13 protein-coding genes and 1 tRNA gene are annotated in these 16,285 nt (G+C 57.9%); 10 read left to right on the forward strand and 4 right to left on the reverse strand.

Annotated features, from left to right (window positions below):
- Positions 1-5 precede the first annotated feature (5 nt).
- Complete coding sequence (locus ACH2ED_RS10090) at positions 6-131, forward strand: hypothetical protein (RefSeq protein ID WP_395090691.1); 126 nt, start codon at positions 6-8, stop codon at positions 129-131.
- On the opposite strand, the gene ACH2ED_RS10095 is transcribed toward ACH2ED_RS10090, so the two are convergent.
- Entirely contained in the window at positions 128-1,504 is a 1,377-nt protein-coding gene (locus tag ACH2ED_RS10095; protein WP_395090692.1) for a phosphomannomutase/phosphoglucomutase, read from the reverse strand. The genes ACH2ED_RS10090 and ACH2ED_RS10095 overlap by 4 nt on opposite strands.
- A gap of 104 nt (positions 1,505-1,608) precedes the next feature.
- On the opposite strand from ACH2ED_RS10095, the gene ACH2ED_RS10100 reads away from it, so the two are divergent.
- The 9 genes from ACH2ED_RS10100 (at position 1,609) to ACH2ED_RS10140 (ending at position 13,032) form a co-directional block, all read left to right on the forward strand.
- Positions 1,609-1,690: transfer RNA gene (locus ACH2ED_RS10100), tRNA-Leu, on the forward strand.
- Positions 1,691-1,795: 105 nt separating this feature from the next.
- Positions 1,796-5,293: a zinc-dependent metalloprotease gene (locus ACH2ED_RS10105; RefSeq protein WP_395090693.1), complete on the forward strand. Its 3,498-nt coding sequence runs from the start codon at positions 1,796-1,798 to the stop codon at positions 5,291-5,293.
- 53 nt (positions 5,294-5,346) lie between these two features.
- Positions 5,347-7,197 carry a YfhO family protein gene (locus tag ACH2ED_RS10110; protein ID WP_395090695.1) on the forward strand — a complete coding sequence of 617 codons (1,851 nt, stop codon included), beginning with the start codon at positions 5,347-5,349 and terminating at the stop codon, positions 7,195-7,197.
- The gene (locus ACH2ED_RS10115) at positions 7,185-7,544 is read left to right on the forward strand and encodes an STAS domain-containing protein (RefSeq protein WP_395090697.1); all 360 of its coding nucleotides are present in this window, start codon (positions 7,185-7,187) and stop codon (positions 7,542-7,544) included. Before ACH2ED_RS10110 ends, ACH2ED_RS10115 begins: the two co-directional genes overlap by 13 nt.
- A 4-nt stretch (positions 7,545-7,548) precedes the next feature.
- A complete protein-coding gene (locus tag ACH2ED_RS10120) occupies positions 7,549-8,793 on the forward strand; it encodes an ABC transporter substrate-binding protein (RefSeq protein ID WP_395090699.1) in 1,245 nt (414 codons plus the stop codon).
- Between the two features lie 13 nt (positions 8,794-8,806).
- Positions 8,807-9,766 (forward strand): branched-chain amino acid ABC transporter permease, encoded by a 960-nt coding sequence (locus tag ACH2ED_RS10125; RefSeq protein ID WP_394795712.1) that lies wholly within the window; start codon positions 8,807-8,809, stop codon positions 9,764-9,766.
- Positions 9,767-9,770: 4 nt separating this feature from the next.
- Positions 9,771-10,805, forward strand: a complete 1,035-nt coding sequence (locus tag ACH2ED_RS10130; RefSeq protein ID WP_395090701.1) for a branched-chain amino acid ABC transporter permease — start codon at positions 9,771-9,773, stop codon at positions 10,803-10,805.
- Positions 10,806-10,818: 13 nt separating this feature from the next.
- Positions 10,819-12,099, forward strand: a complete 1,281-nt coding sequence (locus ACH2ED_RS10135) for an NYN domain-containing protein (RefSeq protein WP_395090703.1) — start codon at positions 10,819-10,821, stop codon at positions 12,097-12,099.
- A 12-nt stretch (positions 12,100-12,111) separates the two neighbouring features.
- Positions 12,112-13,032, forward strand: coding sequence for a hypothetical protein (locus ACH2ED_RS10140; protein WP_395090704.1), 921 nt, complete (start codon positions 12,112-12,114; stop codon positions 13,030-13,032).
- Positions 13,033-13,045: 13 nt separating this feature from the next.
- On the opposite strand, the gene ACH2ED_RS10145 is transcribed toward ACH2ED_RS10140, so the two are convergent.
- The 3 genes from ACH2ED_RS10145 to ACH2ED_RS10155 are packed head-to-tail and all read right to left on the reverse strand — an operon-like array spanning position 13,046 to position 16,273.
- Positions 13,046-14,116, reverse strand: a complete 1,071-nt coding sequence (locus tag ACH2ED_RS10145) for a type IV pilus twitching motility protein PilT (protein WP_395090706.1) — start codon at positions 14,114-14,116, stop codon at positions 13,046-13,048.
- 47 nt (positions 14,117-14,163) lie between these two features.
- Positions 14,164-14,883 (reverse strand): hypothetical protein, encoded by a 720-nt coding sequence (locus tag ACH2ED_RS10150; protein ID WP_395090708.1) that lies wholly within the window; start codon positions 14,881-14,883, stop codon positions 14,164-14,166.
- Between the two features lie 13 nt (positions 14,884-14,896).
- Positions 14,897-16,273: a cryptochrome/photolyase family protein gene (locus ACH2ED_RS10155; protein WP_395090709.1), complete on the reverse strand. Its 1,377-nt coding sequence runs from the start codon at positions 16,271-16,273 to the stop codon at positions 14,897-14,899.
- Between the last annotated feature and the right edge of the window lie 12 nt (positions 16,274-16,285).

The following is a 16,285-nucleotide window of genomic DNA, read 5'->3' on the forward strand; positions in this document are numbered from 1 at the left end:
GTCTAGTGAATGTGTTCCCTGGCACCGAAAATGCAGGAGAGAGTCCTGCAATGCGAGATACCTACGATGTTATTTTGGCTGTGGTCGTCGCCCTCGGGCTGGGGGTCTTCTGGGGCATGCCGCTGGGCTAGTGGTCGTCGCGCAGGGTCGCGCCGCTACCAAGCACAAAGGCCAGTAGATCGGCTTCGTGCTCTTCCAGTCCTGCGGGGGTGCGTGCTTCTACATTGAGCCGCAAGACCGGCTCGTTCTGGCTCATGCGAAGATTGCAGCGCCAGTCGCTCTCGGCAAGAGAAACCCCGTCTACCTGGCTTAGCTGGGCATCGGGATGGCGTGCCTGGAGCGCGGTGATAATCCCTTTGGCGTCCTCCGTGATGAAGTTCATCTCCTCGCTGGCCGGATAGTTTTTCTGGTAGGTGTCTAAAAGCGCGGAGACCGTTCGCCCCTGCCGAATATGCTCAGCGAAGATGCCCAGCACCGTTAAAAACGTAATGATTCCATTGTCGCAGTACCAGAAATCTCGGTAGTAGAAGTGCCCGGAGTTCTCCCCGCCAAAGATCGCATTTGCCTGGCGCATCGTCGCTTTGATAAAGCCGTGGCCCGTGCGGCTGGTAACCGCTTTGCCGCTTCCCTCAGCCGCTGCGGCCTCCGTTGCCCAGATCTGGCGCGGCTCGATCACGACGGCTGCGCCCGGCTCAATTTTCAGGAAGTGCTCAATAAGCACCGCATTGATGTAGTAGCCCGAAAACGAGCGGCCTTTCTCATCGTAGAAGAAGCACCGGTCGGCATCGGCATCCCAGGCCACGCCAAAATGCGCGTTCTCGGCGACGATGCGCTCGCTGACTTCTTTGCGGTTGGACGGCAGCAACGGGTCGGGTGTGCCCTTGGGGAAATTGCCATCCTCGTTCCAGTTTAGCCGAATCATCTCAATGGGATGAGTGGCAATTGTGGCGTCAACGAACTTGCCATTTGCCCCAAAGTTGACATTGCCGACGATCTTCAGATGCGGCAGATTTGCGGGTACGTAGCGCTGGAGGTACGCGGCGTAGTTTTCTAGCAGCGGCGTCGGAGTGACCGTGCCCGGTGTCGCCACTTTCTGGGGGACACTGGCCTCGATATCCGCGTAGATCTCGCCCAGCTTGCCCTCGCGAACGAGCGGCTGGCCTTTTTTGCCGACGAACTTGAAGCCGTTCCACTCACGGGGGTTATGGCTCGCCGTGAGCGCGAATCCGCCGTCTATGTCTAAAATCCCCGAAGCAAAATACAGCATCTCGGTACTAATCACCCCTAGATCCAGCACCTCGACACCGAGGTCTACCAGTCCCTGAATGGCGGCCTGCTGCATAGACGCGCCACTGGTGCGCACATCGCGGCCCACCGCAACGCGCTTGGCACCCATCACCCGTACAAATGCCTGGGCACAAAGATAGGCAAATTCTTCGTTGATCACCGACGGGTAAATTCCCCGAATATCATAGGCACGGTAAAGCGATTTATCAAAAGGCATGTTCAATTCTCCAAGTAATAGGATACCAGACGTCGCCAACCCTTGACAGCACCCAGGGGGCGCGATAGAATCTCTCTCGCTTGCTTGCAAGCTTTCCCTCAGTTGCCCAGGTGGCGGAATTGGTAGACGCGCATGGTTGAGGGCCATGTCCCGCAAGGGGTAAGGGTTCAAGTCCCTTCTTGGGCATAAAAAAAGTCAGAGGCTCTCCGTAACATTCGGAGGGCCTTTCGCGTTTATAGAGAGGAGATCGGGTATAGTGACCCGTCTCTTACTATTTTCAGGAGTTTGTCATTGAACCGTACTCTGCCCCTCTCCGCGCTTATTTTTGCGCTCACTTTGGCCCCCAGCACGCCGACGACGGCACAGGGAGTGCCCCCGACTGCCCCGCCCGTGGTTCCGACGCAGCCGCCTGTTGCCGCTCAGAAAGTCTTGCTTGCCAATAAAGCCCAGGCAGGGCTTGTTAAGAAAATCAATGCGATTGCGGTATTTTCCGTGGACGGGCCAGGCGGGCAGAAAGTCACTCTGGAGTTTAAGGAACAGGACCGGATCAACTACACCGCCGTAGCGGCCAGCGGGGAAATAACCTACGAGAGCCGTACGGATTCCATTCAGCAGTTTCTCAATGGGATGAAACTCCCTGATGATCCGGAGCTTGGCAAAGACGTGGACACGTTCACGATCAAGCCCGACGGTACCCTGGTGAGCTACAAGAGCAGCAAGACCGAAAAAGATGAAGACCACAGCGACCAGCGGCTCTATGTTGCCACGTCTATTGGCTTCTCCGATAAAGCGGTCTCTCCGGGTGAGAAGTGGGTGCGCGAGTACAAAGCCGATGCCAACCTCGGGCTGGTAGAGGGCAAGGGCGAGTACGAGTTCCAGGCACTGGAGGAGAAAAACGGGACTCTGTGCGCCCGTATCGGGATTACCTACACCGAGAATAGCGGCAAGAACCCCATCTCGACCAAGGGGCTAATCTGGATCGAACCCGCCAGCGGCGATGATGTGGCATCGGATATTGTTGTCTCGAACATTCCGTTTGGGGATGGTGATGTGGTCAGCGCGAGCTTTAAGTCCAACCGTGAGAGCGGCGGGCCGCTGCCTGAGGACATTGTCAAGAAGGCCCAGGCCAGTCTCAAGCCGGAGCAGAGCAGTATTAAGGCGACTCCCCCGAAAGTGGAGCCGACGAAGCCCAAGACTATTGACGAGGTGGTCAAGGACTACGAGAAACTCCCTGGCGTCTTGACCCTCTGGCGTAAGCGCGAGGAAAATGGCAAGGACACGATCTACGCTGAGGTTCGCGAGGATCAGCTCGATAAGCTCTTGATGCTCCAGGCGACGTTTAGCACCGGCGATGCGGATCATGCGATTGCGGGCGACCCGATTGCGGACTTTGTCTTTCAGCTCACCAAGAGCCCGGATGATAAGCTCTATCTAGCCGTTCCCAATTCGAACTTCCAGGCCACACCTGGCTCCCCGACGGAGAAGGCACTCAAGCGCTCCATGCCGCCGCTCTCGTTTTTGCAGACATTTAAAATTGAGGCCAAGCAGACCGATCGTAAGAGCTTACTGATTGATCTGTCTGAGTTCTTCAAGAGCGATTTCCTAGGCATTGGGTTCGCGTTCTCCGGGATGCCCTCCATTCCTGGACTGACGGCGGCACCTGCTGGTGGGGGAATGGGGTTGGACCGCGAGAAGACCTATGTTCTGTCCGTAAAGAACTTCCCGGAGAACTTAGTGGTGACCAGTCAGTACCACTTTGTGCGCGGCCTCTCGCCCCTGATGACCGGCTCCGCGACTCTAGGCGATCCGCGCAGCGCTCCGGTTCAGGTGACCTTTAATCTCTCGGCTCTGCCTGTAGATAATGGCTATATCCCGCGTCTCAACGATCCCCGGATCGGCTACTTCACCACCGACTACCAGTCGCTGGAGCGCGACGACAAGCTCGATCTGACCAAGCGCTTCATCCTCCGCTGGGATCTGCGCAAGAAGAACCCCGAGGTCGCCGTCTCCGAGCCCGTCAAGCCGATTGTCTTCTGGCTCGACAACGCGATTCCTGAGGAGTTCCGCAAGCCGATGGCCAGTGCGATTCTCTCCTGGAACCCGGTGCTGGAGAAAGCGGGCTATAAAAACGCCATTCAGGTGCAGCAGATGCCCGATAAGCCCACCGACGACGAGGTGAAGAAGGGCCTGGTTCCCACGGACACGGCGGACATGCGCTTTAATGTGATCCGCTGGGTGATCTCACCCAATCCTAGCGATACCTATGCCGTGGCCGTGGCGCTCTTTCGCCCCAACCCGCTGACCGGGCAGATTCTCAGTGCGAGCATCACGGTGGACGCGGGCATGACACAGCTTACCAAAGTGGAATTTAAAGACATGGTCTCGCCGGCGCAGGCCTTCTCCGACGTGGCGAACTACGAGGCGCATGAGGCGAAAAACAACAGCAAGCTTCGCTGTGAGTACGGGCATCTGGCTCGTGCCAACGCCTGGTTTGGGTTGACGGCGGTGAACCTGGTGGCGGAGGGCAAGATCAGCCAGAAAGACTACGTCGCCCAGTTCCTCCAGGACGTTGTCGCGCACGAGTTCGGGCATATTCTAGGGCTGCGCCATAACTTTGTCGCCTCAACCCAGTACACTCTGGCCCAGCTCGGCGATCCCAAGATTCTCTTACCCGGCAAGCCTATCTCCGCATCGCTGATGGACTACAACCCCATGAATATCGCCGCGCTTAAGGCACCTGGGGTTCCGTTCTTCTCGCTCAGCCCTGGGGTCTACGACTACTGGGCGCTGGAGTACGGTTACACGCCGGTTCCCACCGCTAAGAAGCCCGACGATGAACTGCCGCTGCTCAAGCAGATCGCGCGCAGGAGTGGGAGCCCTGGCCTGCTCTACAACACCGACGGTGAGGCGGATGCCTTCGACCCGACCATCACCCGCTTCGATAGCTCGGCCAACCCGCTCGACTACTGGGAGCGGGTCATGCAGACGGCGCAGGCGATGCTGGGTAAGCTGGACAAACGTGTTAAGCCCGGCGAGAGCTATGTGGAGTTCTCCCGGCATGTCCAGATGATTGTGAGCATGATGGGATCTGGCTCAGGTCAGGCGAGCCGCTTTATTGGAGCGCAGCAGGTTCGGCGCAGCTTCAAGGGCGATGTCGGGGAGAAACCCAACCTCAAGCCGGTGGATGCGCTGCAGCAGAAACGTGCTCTGGACATGATTGCTAAGTATATTCTGGCACCTGGGGCACTGAAGCTGCCGCAGAGCTATCTGGAAAAGCTCACCGTGGATCTTGCACCCATTGAGTCACGGCCCTCTGAGTTCTTTATCGGTGAGGCGATTGCCAACCTGCAAAAAGGCGCAGTGCGCCGCCTACTGTCCACTGCGACCATCATGAGGGTGTCGAGCAACGAGTATAAGACGGCGGATCTAAGCAAGGCGCTGACTCTCCCCACACTCTTCAAGACGGTCGGGGATGCGGTCTGGGGCGAGCTGGTCACCAAGCAGAATGTCGGCTTCCAGCGGCGGCAGATCCAGCGCCAGCATGTTGAGTCGCTGATCACACTCGCGAGCAGCAATAGCACCGATGACAGCCGGATGCTGGCGGCGGCGCACCTGAAAATGCTTCGTGAGAAACTCAAGCTGGCTCAGGCAATCCCCACCCTGGATGAGTACACCCGCCTGCACTACACTGATCTTGCGGAGAAAGTCCAGCGTCAGTTGGATGCTAAAGTCAATATCGGTGGCGGTGGCGGTGGCTTTAGCTCTCTGTTCGGTCGCCCTGGCAAATGACCCCCGTGTCGCGACCATTCCCCCTTGCCCTACTGGGTGGGGGGGTATTGGGATTGGGAACTCTGCTTCTCTTCGCCGAGGTGGTGTTCCGGGGGCGGGTTTTCTTTTACGGGGATTTGTCCCTCTATTTTCTCCCCCAGCTCGACTTCCAGCGGAGCGAGCTCCTGGCAGGGCGCATTCCGCTCTGGAACCCGTACGTGAACTGTGGTCAGCCGTTTGTCGGCAACCCGCAGACCTGGCCGCTTTATCCGTCGTCGTTGCTTCTTCTCATTTTTGAAACCGCGCGCGCCAACGCAATTTCAACACTTGTGCATGTCCTCTGGGCCGGGCTTGGGATGCTTATTTTTTTGGGCCAGCAGAAGCTCGCGCCCGTCGCGGCGACTCTGGGCGCGGTGGCGTTTGCATTTGGCGGGGCGTTTGTTTCCAAGGCTCAGTTTCCCAACATGCTCCAGGCCATGAGCTGGCTTCCCTGGCTGCTCTGGGCCTCCGAGAGAGTGATCGAGCGCACGGTGCCAGGCCGCGTCGCCCTGCTCGGGCTGTGTGTGGGGCTAGCACTCTTGGCGGCGCATGCACAGGTCACTCTGATGCAGCTCTATCTGGTGCTGGCCTGGGTACTCTTTCGCCTTGTGGGGCTTCCGCGCTCGGCACGCCTGCGGCCTCTGAGCGCACTGGCACTCGCGGCGCTCCTCGGGTTGGCTCTCGCGCTTGCGCAGCTTCTTCCGGTGTTTGAGCACGCCCTTGCCTCCACCCGTCCGCAACTGAGCCTCGTTGCAGCAAATCGTTTCTATCTGCCCTGGCGCGAGCTGATCTTACTGGTTGCTCCCAACGCCCTGGGTAATCCCGCGCTACCGGGCGGCTGGCACGGAAAGGCCAACTTCTGGGAGCCGTGCTGCTACCTTGGTTTGGTTCCCCCGGTGCTTGTTTTTTTTGTTCGGGGCAACAAACTGCCTGAGCAGAAGGCAGTGATTACTTTTTGGCTCTGGGGGGCGCTTCTGAGCTTCTGGCTGGCACTGGGCCGCTACGGGGGGCTGTACGTTCTGGCGTTTTATGCGCTTCCCGGCGTGAAGCAGTTCCATGATCCGGCGCGCTGGCTCTACCTAGGGACATTTGCTCTTTCTGTTCTGGCTGCGTACGGGCTAGAGAGGCTACGGCTGCGCGAAGTGGGGAAATGGGCTCTGCTGCTGGGGGCGATGGGGGAGCTGCTCTTTTTTTCCCGCACGCTGAATCCGACATGTCCCCCCGAGGCACTGCGTGTTGTTTCAGCCTCCACGATCTCGCCTGTTGGGCGCGTGTTTGCATTGCAGCCCTACACGCAGTGGAAGCTTCTGGCACCCTATAAAAACTATCAAGGGCTACCTTCTTCGTCTTTGGCGATGCGGATCGCACCAAACTTGCCGCTCTTTCAGCGCTGGCGGCAGGCGGGCGGCTACGAACCCGTGATGCGCCGCGATGTGAGCGAAACGCTCAAAGCGCTGGGCCCACTCCCGACGGATCCTGCATCGCTCTCGGGAGAGCAAGTGCAGCAGCTTGAGGCGCTAGGCGTGGGGCTCGTGGAGGGAAGTGACGGCACACGTGTCTTAGCAAGTCCTGCCGCGCTGGTTGCCGGAGGACTTGTCGCGAGCGAAGTTCCTGGCCGCATTGAGATTATGCCGATGAGCACCAAAGTCATTCTACGCGAAGTGCATGCTGCGGGGTGGCGGGCATGGGCGGATGGGAAGGCACTGGAGATAGAGACAGCTCCGCCGATTTTTATGAAAGTGCAGGTTCCCGCTGGCACAAAACGGGTACTATTTCGCTACGATCCTCTGTTTTGGCGGATCGGACTGTTTCTTTCATTGACCGCAGGGTGTATACTGGTTGGGCTTATGTTAAGTACACTGAGGGGAAAATCATGGCGGAGTTGACTATTCAAACGACAATTCAGGAAGGGGTTCCGCTTGTCGCGCTCACAGGCGAGCTGGATGCCTACCATGCCCCCCGACTGAAAACCGAGCTGGAGAATCAGCTGGGCGGATCGCCCAGAATTTTAGTGATTAGCTTGAAGCGTGTCTCCTACGTTGACTCGACCGGACTGGGCGTCCTGGTGGCCGTCCGGAAGCAGGCAGAGCCTGCGGGAGTAAGCCTCCATCTGGTCATGAGTCCGGAGAGCGCGGTGCGGCGGACGTTTACGATTACGGGCTTACTGCCTGTATTTTCGATTTTTGACGATGAGGCGGCGGCTCTTGAAGCGGCTGCATTTAAGGAAGGATAGCAAGATGCAGAAATTTTCCCGAGCGGCGCTCCTGAAGGCGCTGATTCCTGGTTTGGTTCTCTCTCTGAGCCTGACGGGCTGTAAAGATCCCAACGCGGGCAAGTCCGCAGATGCCTCTGGCAATGGTTCTACGACAACCTCAACGGCAGCCGTGCAGGACACGACGGGTGATACGATTAATGTGGGACAGTACGCTTCGTTGACTGGGGAGACATCTACGTTTGGTGTTGAGTCCAATGCTGGTCTGACCTTCGCTGTTGACGAGATCAATGCGGCGGGTGGCATTGATGTGGGCGGGAAGAAGATGCTGGTTAAAGTTGAGACTCAGGACGATCAGAGCAAGGCGGACGAAGCCAAGACCATTGCGGTCAAGTACGCCGGAGATGCCAAGATTGTTGCCGTGATCGGGGAAGTCGCTTCCAGCCGCTCCAAGACAGCCGCTCCAGAGTTTCAAAGAGCGGGCATTCCGATGATCTCCCCCAGCTCAACCAACCCGGATGTAACCAAAGTCGGCGACCATATTTTCCGTGTTTGTTTCATTGATCCATTCCAGGGCTATGTTATGGCCAAGTTTGCTACCGAGGAGCTCAAGCTCAAGAAAGTGGCGATACTGCGTGATCCGTCCCAAGACTACTCCGTGGGCCTAGCGGATGTGTTCAAGGAAGAGTTCACCAAGATGGGGGGCGAGATTGTCGCTGATGCCTCGTACAATGCCAAGGACTCCGACTTCCGCAGCCAGCTCGGGCAGATCAAGACGGCAGGCGCTGACGGTATCTTTATTCCGGGTTATTACAACGAGGTCGGGACAATCGCACGTCAGGCGAAGGAACTCAGTATCACGGTTCCACTGATGGGCGGCGACGGCTGGGACTCCGAGAAACTGGTCGAGGGCGCGGGCGGCCCCGGGAAGGCTCTGGAAGGCGCGTACTTCTCGACGCACTACTCCAAGGACTCCAAAGACCAAAAAGTGCAGGACTTCGTCAAGGCCTTTACCGCGAAGAACGGCAAAGCCCCCGCCAGCCTCGTGGCCCAGGGTTACGACGCTATGATGATCCTCGCCGACGCGATCAAGCGCGCAGGCTCGATCGAGCGCAAGAAAGTTCGTGACGCGCTGGCTCAGACCAAAGACTACGTCGCGGTGACGGGCAAGATCACCATTGACGAGAACCGTAACGCCAATAAAAGCGCGGTGGTTCTGCAGATTAGTGGCGCTGAGTTTAAGTATGTCAAGACCGTTGATCCGAAGTAGATAAAGTAGGCACGTGGACCAGTTCTTACAAAATATAATCAATGGTGTCCAGATCGGCAGCATCTACGTGCTGATCGCTCTGGGCTACACCATGGTCTACGGAGTGCTCCGCCTGATCAACTTCGCCCACAGCGATATCTTCATGGTCGGGGCTTACGTCGGCTACTTTGCCTCGCGCTGGCTTAAAGTCAAGCAGCAGGTGACGGTCTGGGCAGGGCTACTTCAGCTCCTGCCTGTTCTTTTGATCTCGATGGCGGCCTGTGTGACCCTCGGGCTGATCATTGAACGTCTGGCCTACCGGCCCCTGCGCCGTGCGCCGCGCCTGACGGCGCTCATCACGGCCATTGGTGTCTCTCTCTTTCTGGAGGGTATGGCACAGCTCCCGTTTGTCTTTGGCGTGGACCCTAAGTTCTACCCCGAGATTCTTCCCAGTGGCCCTGAGGCTACGCTGCATCTGGGTAATCTCACGATCTCACAGAACCAGCTTGTCTTGGTGATTACTGCGTTCGTGCTCATGGCGATTCTCTGGTATATCGTCCAGCGCACCAAGATGGGCAAGGCCATGCGCGCCGTGAGTCATGACTTTGACGCGGCGGCGCTCATGGGAATCAACACAGATGCCGTGATTTCCTTTACGTTTGGTCTGGGCGCGGCGCTCGCCGCAGCTGGGGGCGTGCTCTTTGGCGCACTGACATTTAAGAGTATTCTGCCTCTGATGGGCGTGCAGATAGGCATTAAAGCGTTTGTCGCTGCTGTGGTGGGGGGCATCGGCTCGATTCCGGGCGCGATGCTGGGCGGGCTCCTAATGGGCCTCTCCGAGTCTTTTGTGAAGAGTGCGCCGCATATCAAGCTAGGCTCCTACGACTTTGACCCGTCGCGCTGGGTGGATGCACTGGCCTTTGTGATCTTGATAATCGTGCTCCTGGTTCGACCTGCGGGGCTTCTGGGTAAGAACGCACCGGAGAAAGTATAGCCCCATGCAGAAGACAATGTTAAAGCGGCTGGGCGGGGCTGCGGTGGCTCTTGCAGTGCTGATGGCGGGCTCGCTGCTCTTCCCGCTTTACTTGCAGGACGTGGTCTACCGGGTGGTGATGCTCTGCGGGATCGCGATCATCATGGCGGTCTCTCTGAATCTGATCAATGGGTTTACCGGGCAGTTCTCGATTGGGCACGCGGGCTTTCAAGCCGTGGGAGCCTACGTGGCGGCGGCGCTGACGGTCTACGGTCACAACAGGCTCTTTTCGTTTATTCCCAAGAACGGGGATTTTTCCTCGCCACTCTACTCGCTACTCTCAGGCGGCCCGGTAATGCTACTCTCGATGCTTGTGGGGGGGCTGGCGGCAGCGGGAATTGGGTATCTTGTTGGTTTGCCAAGCCTACGACTGCGAGGGGATTATCTAGCGATTGTGACCCTGGGATTCGGGGAGATTATCCGGGTTGTGGTCGAGAATTTAGATGTGGTCGGCGGGCCACGCGGCTTCTCCGGCGATTTGAATTCCGGGGTGCAGGTTCCGGCACTGACGAACTTCTTCTGGGTCTACGGCACAGTGCTGGTCGTGATCCTGGTGTCGCGTAACTTGCGCTTCTCGGTTCATGGGCTCTCGTATCTGTCGGTGCGCGAAGATGAGATTGCGGCGCAGGCAATGGGGATCAACACAACCACAGTCAAAGTGAAGGCATTCGTGCTGGGGGCTTTTTTTGCGGGGGTTGCCGGCGCGCTGTTTGCACACTACGAGCGCACTATCTTGATCACGTCGTTTAACTTTGTCCGGTCGTTTGATTTCGTGACGATGGTGGTCTTAGGAGGACTGGGTTCGATCACGGGAGCGGCACTCGCAGCAGTTGTGCTGACGGCGCTTCCCGAGGTTTTACGTTACTCGTTAGGACAACAGGCGAACCAGTACCGTCTGGTAGTGTATGCACTAGCACTGGTAATTATGATGCTTGTACGTCCACAGGGGATCTTTGGCAGAGGAGAACTCTCTCCGAAGCGTTTTTTTAGAAAAAAATAGAGGATTGTGAAAATTGAATAGACCATTTATTTCTGAGGGTGATAAAAAACACCGTGTTGCAGTATTTATAGATTTTGAAAATGTAAAACGTTCTATAGATGATTTTTTTGAGAATGATCATGTAGATTTCAAGCTGATTTTAGATGAGATTGTCCGGATGACGCAAGGGCGAGTTCTTTTGAAACGTGCTTATGCGGACTGGAGTGTCTTTAAAGAGTATCGGTCTGACTTGCTTGATAATGCCGTTGAGCCGGTGCAGACCTTTCCACTGACGCAAAAAGGTAAAAATGGAGCCGATATCCGGATGGCGGTGGATGTGATTGAGTTTGTCCTCCGGCAACCGGAAATCACCCATGTCGCGATTATCTCTGGAGACTCAGACTTTACGCCACTGGTCATGAAGCTACGTGAGCTTGGGCTCCATGTCCTTGGGCTCGGAGTGCGCTCGAACACGGCGAACTATCTCATTAAGGCCTGCGATCGCTTTGTTTTCTACGATGATCTTCGGGAAGCACCGACGGCGGACCCTGTGGGGCTCCTCACACGGGCCCTAACTGTCATGGGGAATCGTCCCGTTCCCGGCTCAGCACTTAAGATCCAAATGCGGCGGCTCGATCCCCTCTTTGACGAGACACGGTTGGGCTATGGCTCGTTTCTTGAGTTCCTCCGAGCGCATCTGGATATTGTGGACGTTCATAAACCACAAGTGGGCGATGTTACGGTTGCTCTTCAGGGGACACTAGAGCTGGAGGACGGGGCCATCTACACGCCTCCGACGGCAGGGGATAAGCTTCGTTCCTGGCTGCGGGAAAATAACTTCCGCTATGTGACGTGCGAGGAGCGACACCAGATAATTGTGGCACTCTACGATATTTTTGCCAAGGCCGAAGCGAGCGGAGGCGTCTCGCTTAAGGAGGCAAAGGATCAGCTTCACGCGTCGGTGGAGGAGCACTTCCCGACGATTTCCTGGGACTCGGTGAACTCCGCGGTTTACCATCTGTTCTATACGTGGTGCTTCTACTTTGATCGCGGGGATGAGACCGATAGCAAGCAGCTCTGGGATCGGAAAACCTCGCTCCAACCTGATATTTTGAGTGCGGATGACCTGATCGAGAAGACGGAGCGCGGGATCGCTCGCAAGCTCTGGGAACGGGATCGTGAGGGGGTAGATGCGGAAGCCCTCAATGAGTGGCTCTACGATGGTAACCCGGAAGACCTAGAAAGTGTCAAGGAGCTAATTGAGATTGTCTCCGCACCGGACTACACGACCGTGGGCCGCAGTGGAGGCGGGTAGGAGCGTCACGCTGTGAGTGTTGTCCAAATAGAGAGTGTTGCAAATCAGGCCTGGAGCTTTTGGCGGATGATGAGTGAGGTCTCTCCCCGCGTGATTCGCGAGGAGATGACCCGTGACTTTCGGCTGAGCATTGTGGGCGCGGAAGAGGATCGTCTGTGGTTTCTGGATCGTCTTCTTCCCCTCACGGCCACTCGGGTCGAGCGGGAAGATGGCAAGGAGCGCTTCTACTTGCTGGACAGCCCGCCCGAGGAAGGCATCTCTGAGGTCTGCGCGGCAACTTTCTACGTACTCGGCCCCGAGGAGCCTATCGGTGTACGGGGCGTGAAGTGCGCTCCGTTTGTGGGGGATTTCGAGGAAGTCATCCGCTGGATCGCTCAATCTCGACCCATGCAACTGGTGGCCTTTGGGCGCTATCTGCCCGGGATGCGGCCTGTCGTGGCGCAGCGCCTGATTCTCAACGCGAGCGCAAATAATGCACGCTTTGCTTTTCTTTCTGCTCTGCCCTGGATCTTGCCCGTGAGCCTTCCGTTTTTACCCGCGTCGTCCGCAGTGGATGTCTTTGTCCTCACCAAGAACCAGGCGATGCTCGTGATGCGGCTCGCAGCCGCTCACGGTCATCCGCCGGGATATACCCAGCAGGTCAAGGAGATTCTGGGAACGGTCGCGGGGGCGATGGGCTGGCGCTTGCTGGCGCGTGAGCTTGCGGGGATGATCCCCGCAGGCATTGGGGTGGCAGCGAAGACTGCGATTGCTTACTCCGGGACTATCACGGTGGGCAAAGCGGCCCTCTTTTACTATCAAAAGGGCCGTCAGATGAGCGCGGAAGAGATTCGTGAGGTTCACAAAGAGAGCGAAGCCGCCGCTAAAGTCGAGGCGGAGCGGGTAATCGCAAACCCACCCACTCCCGACGAACTCACGGATTCAGAGCTGTGACCCCGCTGGGAGCTTATGTCCCGGGGCGGCGGATCATCTGGCGCAGCTCGGTGAGGTTTCCGGCGGCTGCCATCGCGTCGTCTTCGGAGATAATCCCGGCCTTGTAGTAGCGCGTCAGGCACTGGTTCATGGTCTGCATGCCCCAGAACCCGCCCTCTTGAATGGCGGTGTAGATATTGCCTGTCTTGCCCTCTTCGATCAGTTTCGCGACAGTGGGTGTGGCGATCATGATCTCGACGGCAGCGACGCGCCCGACGGTATCCACTCGGGGCAGGAGCTTCTGGGCGATAAAGCCGCGCACTGACTGGCTCATACGCATACACAGGAGCATCTTGTCTTCCGGAGGGAAAAGGTTGACGATACGCTCCAGGGTTTCTGCGGCACTGGAGGTGTGCAGAGTTCCAAACACAAGGTGGCCCGTTTCCGCAGCTTGTAGCGCCACGGAGACAGACTCGACATCTCGCATCTCACCGATCAGAATAATATCGGGGTTCTGACGCAGCACGTACTTCAGTGCGTCCGAGAAGGAGTCCGTGTCAATGCCCACCTCGCGCTGCGAGATGATGCATTTCTTGTCCGGGTGCACAAACTCGATCGGATCCTCAATCGTGACAATATTCTTAGACTGCTCCTCGTTGATCTTGTTGATCATACCCGCGAGCGTCGTGGACTTGCCCGAGCCCGTGGGGCCGGTGATGAGCATCAGTCCCTGGCGCGCCTTGGTGAGCTCCCCGACGGCGGGAGGCATTCCTAGCTGCTCCAGGGTGTAGAGTTTGAGGGGAACCAGTCGGCTCACCACTCCGATAGTGCCGCGTTGCTGGTAGATATTGGTGCGCACGCGGGTCAGACCATCGAGCTCCCAGCCAATATCCAGCTCGTGCCGGTGCTCGAAGCGCCCGATCTGCTCGTGGCTCATGATCGAGTAGGCCATGCGCCGTGTTTCGTCCCCCGAGAGCTTCTCGGTGCCTTCTACTGCCAAGATACGCCCGTGCAGGCGGAGCATTGGGGGAGAGTCGGCCTTGATGAATAGGTCCGACGCCTTTAACTCGTAAGCCTGTCTGATGAGGTCGCGAATATCATACATCGTCTTTAGAGATGTCCTCGTCTGAGTATTATCAGTGTCTCAAGTGTCTATCGGTGAAGAAAGCGCTGTGCAACGGCGTAGGCGATGCCTGCGATTCCCAGTGCCAGCAGTGCTACCAGGCCCGTTCCCAGCAAAAGCTTGCGAGCGGGTGCGCTAGTATTCTCCGCCGCTCGGTAACTTTCCTGCTTGGCCACCTCTTTTGTCGGGAGGTTGAGCTGCTCGAACTTATGATCCTTGAGTAGGGTCTGGTAGGTAAAGGCACCTTCGTGGGCCGAGAGCGCGATCTCCACCCGATTATCGGTAAACTGCCGTGGTCCTCGGTAGGTAAATGGGCCTGAGATGAGATAGGTCACATTCACTCGGTTTTGGTCTCGAAAGGCGCGAAGGAACGGCTCCAGTGCCAGAGTCCCCTGCGCGGGATCCACCAAATTCGCCGAGGTCTGGAAGCTGACACTGCTCATCACGGGAGCGGGGCCGACGTTCTTGACTGCCTTCTTGACGTCGGGGTCATGGGAGTCCATTGCGTTACGGTCCAGGCGCTTGTCCTCAAACTCTAGTTTCTCGAACTTCCAGCTTGTGATGGTGCTTAGGCGCTTCAGACGTGCCTCCGTTTCGGCATGTGGTACCTGGCGCGGATAGACCACTGCCACTGTCCAGTTGCCCAGACCCGGCGCGACCATGATCTGCACATCGGGCATGTTCATCTGCGCCCGCGCTGCACCTGTCAGTGTCAGAGCGGCGACCAGTGCCAGAAGTTGTCGTTTCATCTTTCGTTTTCCTTCACCCGCAGTTTAGAGATTTATAGAGAGCCAGAGCCTTGGTGCGCTGCTCACTGTGCTCTACAATACGCGAGGGGTAGTCCCGCCCCAGAACACAGTGTACCGCCGCTTGCTCGTTTACGGAAAGCTCCCAGGGTTTATGAACCCATTTTGAGGGGATAGGCTTCAATTCTGGGCACCAGCGTTTTACATAGTCACCCTCGGGATCGAATTTTTCACCTTGGCTCACGGGGTTGAATATCCGAAAATAAGGCTGGGCATCGGTGCCCGTGCCCGCTGCCCACTGCCAGCCGCCGTTGTTGGCCGCCTGATCGCCATCAAGCAACTGCTGCATGAAATAGTTCTCCCCGAGCCGCCAGTCGCAGAGCAAATCCTTGGTCAGAAACGAGGCCACTGCCATGCGTGCGCGGTTGTGCATCGTGCCCGTTTGGGCAAGCTGGCGCAGGGCGGCGTCTATAAACGGATAGCCCGTCTCGCCGCGCTGCCACGCCGCAAAAAACGCTTCGTCGTTGTGCCACGCGAGAGCATCGAACTGCGGCTTGAAGCAGCCCGTGGCGACATGGGGAAAGTGCCAGAGGATCTGGTAGTAAAAATCCCGCCAAGCGAGCTGCCGAATCCAGGCATCGCGCCCGGCGCTTTTAGGTTGCTGGCGGGTGGCTTCCAGCGCACGGCGCGGGGAGAGCATCCCAAATTTCAGGTACGCCGAGAGCTGCGACGTGCCTGGCTCCGCCGGAAACTCCCTGCCCGTATCGTAGTGGGAGAGCGCTGTGTGCCTAAACGCGGTGAGCTGGGCCCGCGCCGCAGTTTCCCCTGCGGGGAGCGCCGCACTGCCGGTTGGGAGCGGATCGGTGGCGATTCCCAGCGGTGTGGCAATGCGCTCGGGAGCAGAACGAGGCACCGCAAACGCCTGCTCTTGCCAGGCACGAAAGTACGGAGTGAAGACGGTGTACGGCGTTCCCGTTTTGGTTTTTACACTCCCGGGCTCGCTCAGCAAATGATCCAAACACGCGTGGCTCTCCAGCCCCAAGGCGGCAGTCACGCGCACATCGCGTGCTCGTCCGGCGGGCTCGTATTCCTGGCTGTAGTAGAGCGCCGTTGCCCCCGTTTCTCTTGCCAGCCGCCCCAGCTCCTCCGCCGGGTCGCCGTGCTGAAGCACCAGATAGCTCCCGCGCTCGCGGAGCGCCGCATCGAGGGCGTGCAGGCCGTCGTAGAGAAACGCAACGCGTCGCGCTCCGGTGTCGGGGCGTGACAGAATCACAGGATCGAGGACAAAGACCGGTACGATCCGCTCATTCTCCTCAAGTGCGGTGCATAGTGCCTCGTTATCGTCAAGGCGTAGCGTGCGTCGAAACCAGACAAGCGCGGTTTTAGGGGGCATAGGGGCAGGAAC

The sequence above is a fragment of the Armatimonas sp. genome, from assembly GCF_043757465.1.
Lineage (GTDB): Bacteria > Armatimonadota > Armatimonadia > Armatimonadales > Armatimonadaceae > Armatimonas.

Excerpts from the sequence above, each read along its gene's own strand:
- ACH2ED_RS10095 (WP_395090692.1), bottom strand. The coding sequence starts at position 1,504 with ATGCCTTTTGATAAATCGCTTTACCGTGCCTATGATATTCGGGGAATT.
- ACH2ED_RS10115 (WP_395090697.1), top strand. The coding sequence starts at position 7,185 with ATGGCGGAGTTGACTATTCAAACGACAATTCAGGAAGGGGTTCCGCTT.
- ACH2ED_RS10120 (WP_395090699.1), top strand. The coding sequence starts at position 7,549 with ATGCAGAAATTTTCCCGAGCGGCGCTCCTGAAGGCGCTGATTCCTGGT.
- ACH2ED_RS10130 (WP_395090701.1), top strand. The coding sequence starts at position 9,771 with ATGCAGAAGACAATGTTAAAGCGGCTGGGCGGGGCTGCGGTGGCTCTT.
- ACH2ED_RS10145 (WP_395090706.1), bottom strand. The coding sequence starts at position 14,116 with ATGTATGATATTCGCGACCTCATCAGACAGGCTTACGAGTTAAAGGCG.
- ACH2ED_RS10150 (WP_395090708.1), bottom strand. The coding sequence starts at position 14,883 with ATGAAACGACAACTTCTGGCACTGGTCGCCGCTCTGACACTGACAGGT.
- ACH2ED_RS10155 (WP_395090709.1), bottom strand. The coding sequence starts at position 16,273 with ATGCCCCCTAAAACCGCGCTTGTCTGGTTTCGACGCACGCTACGCCTT.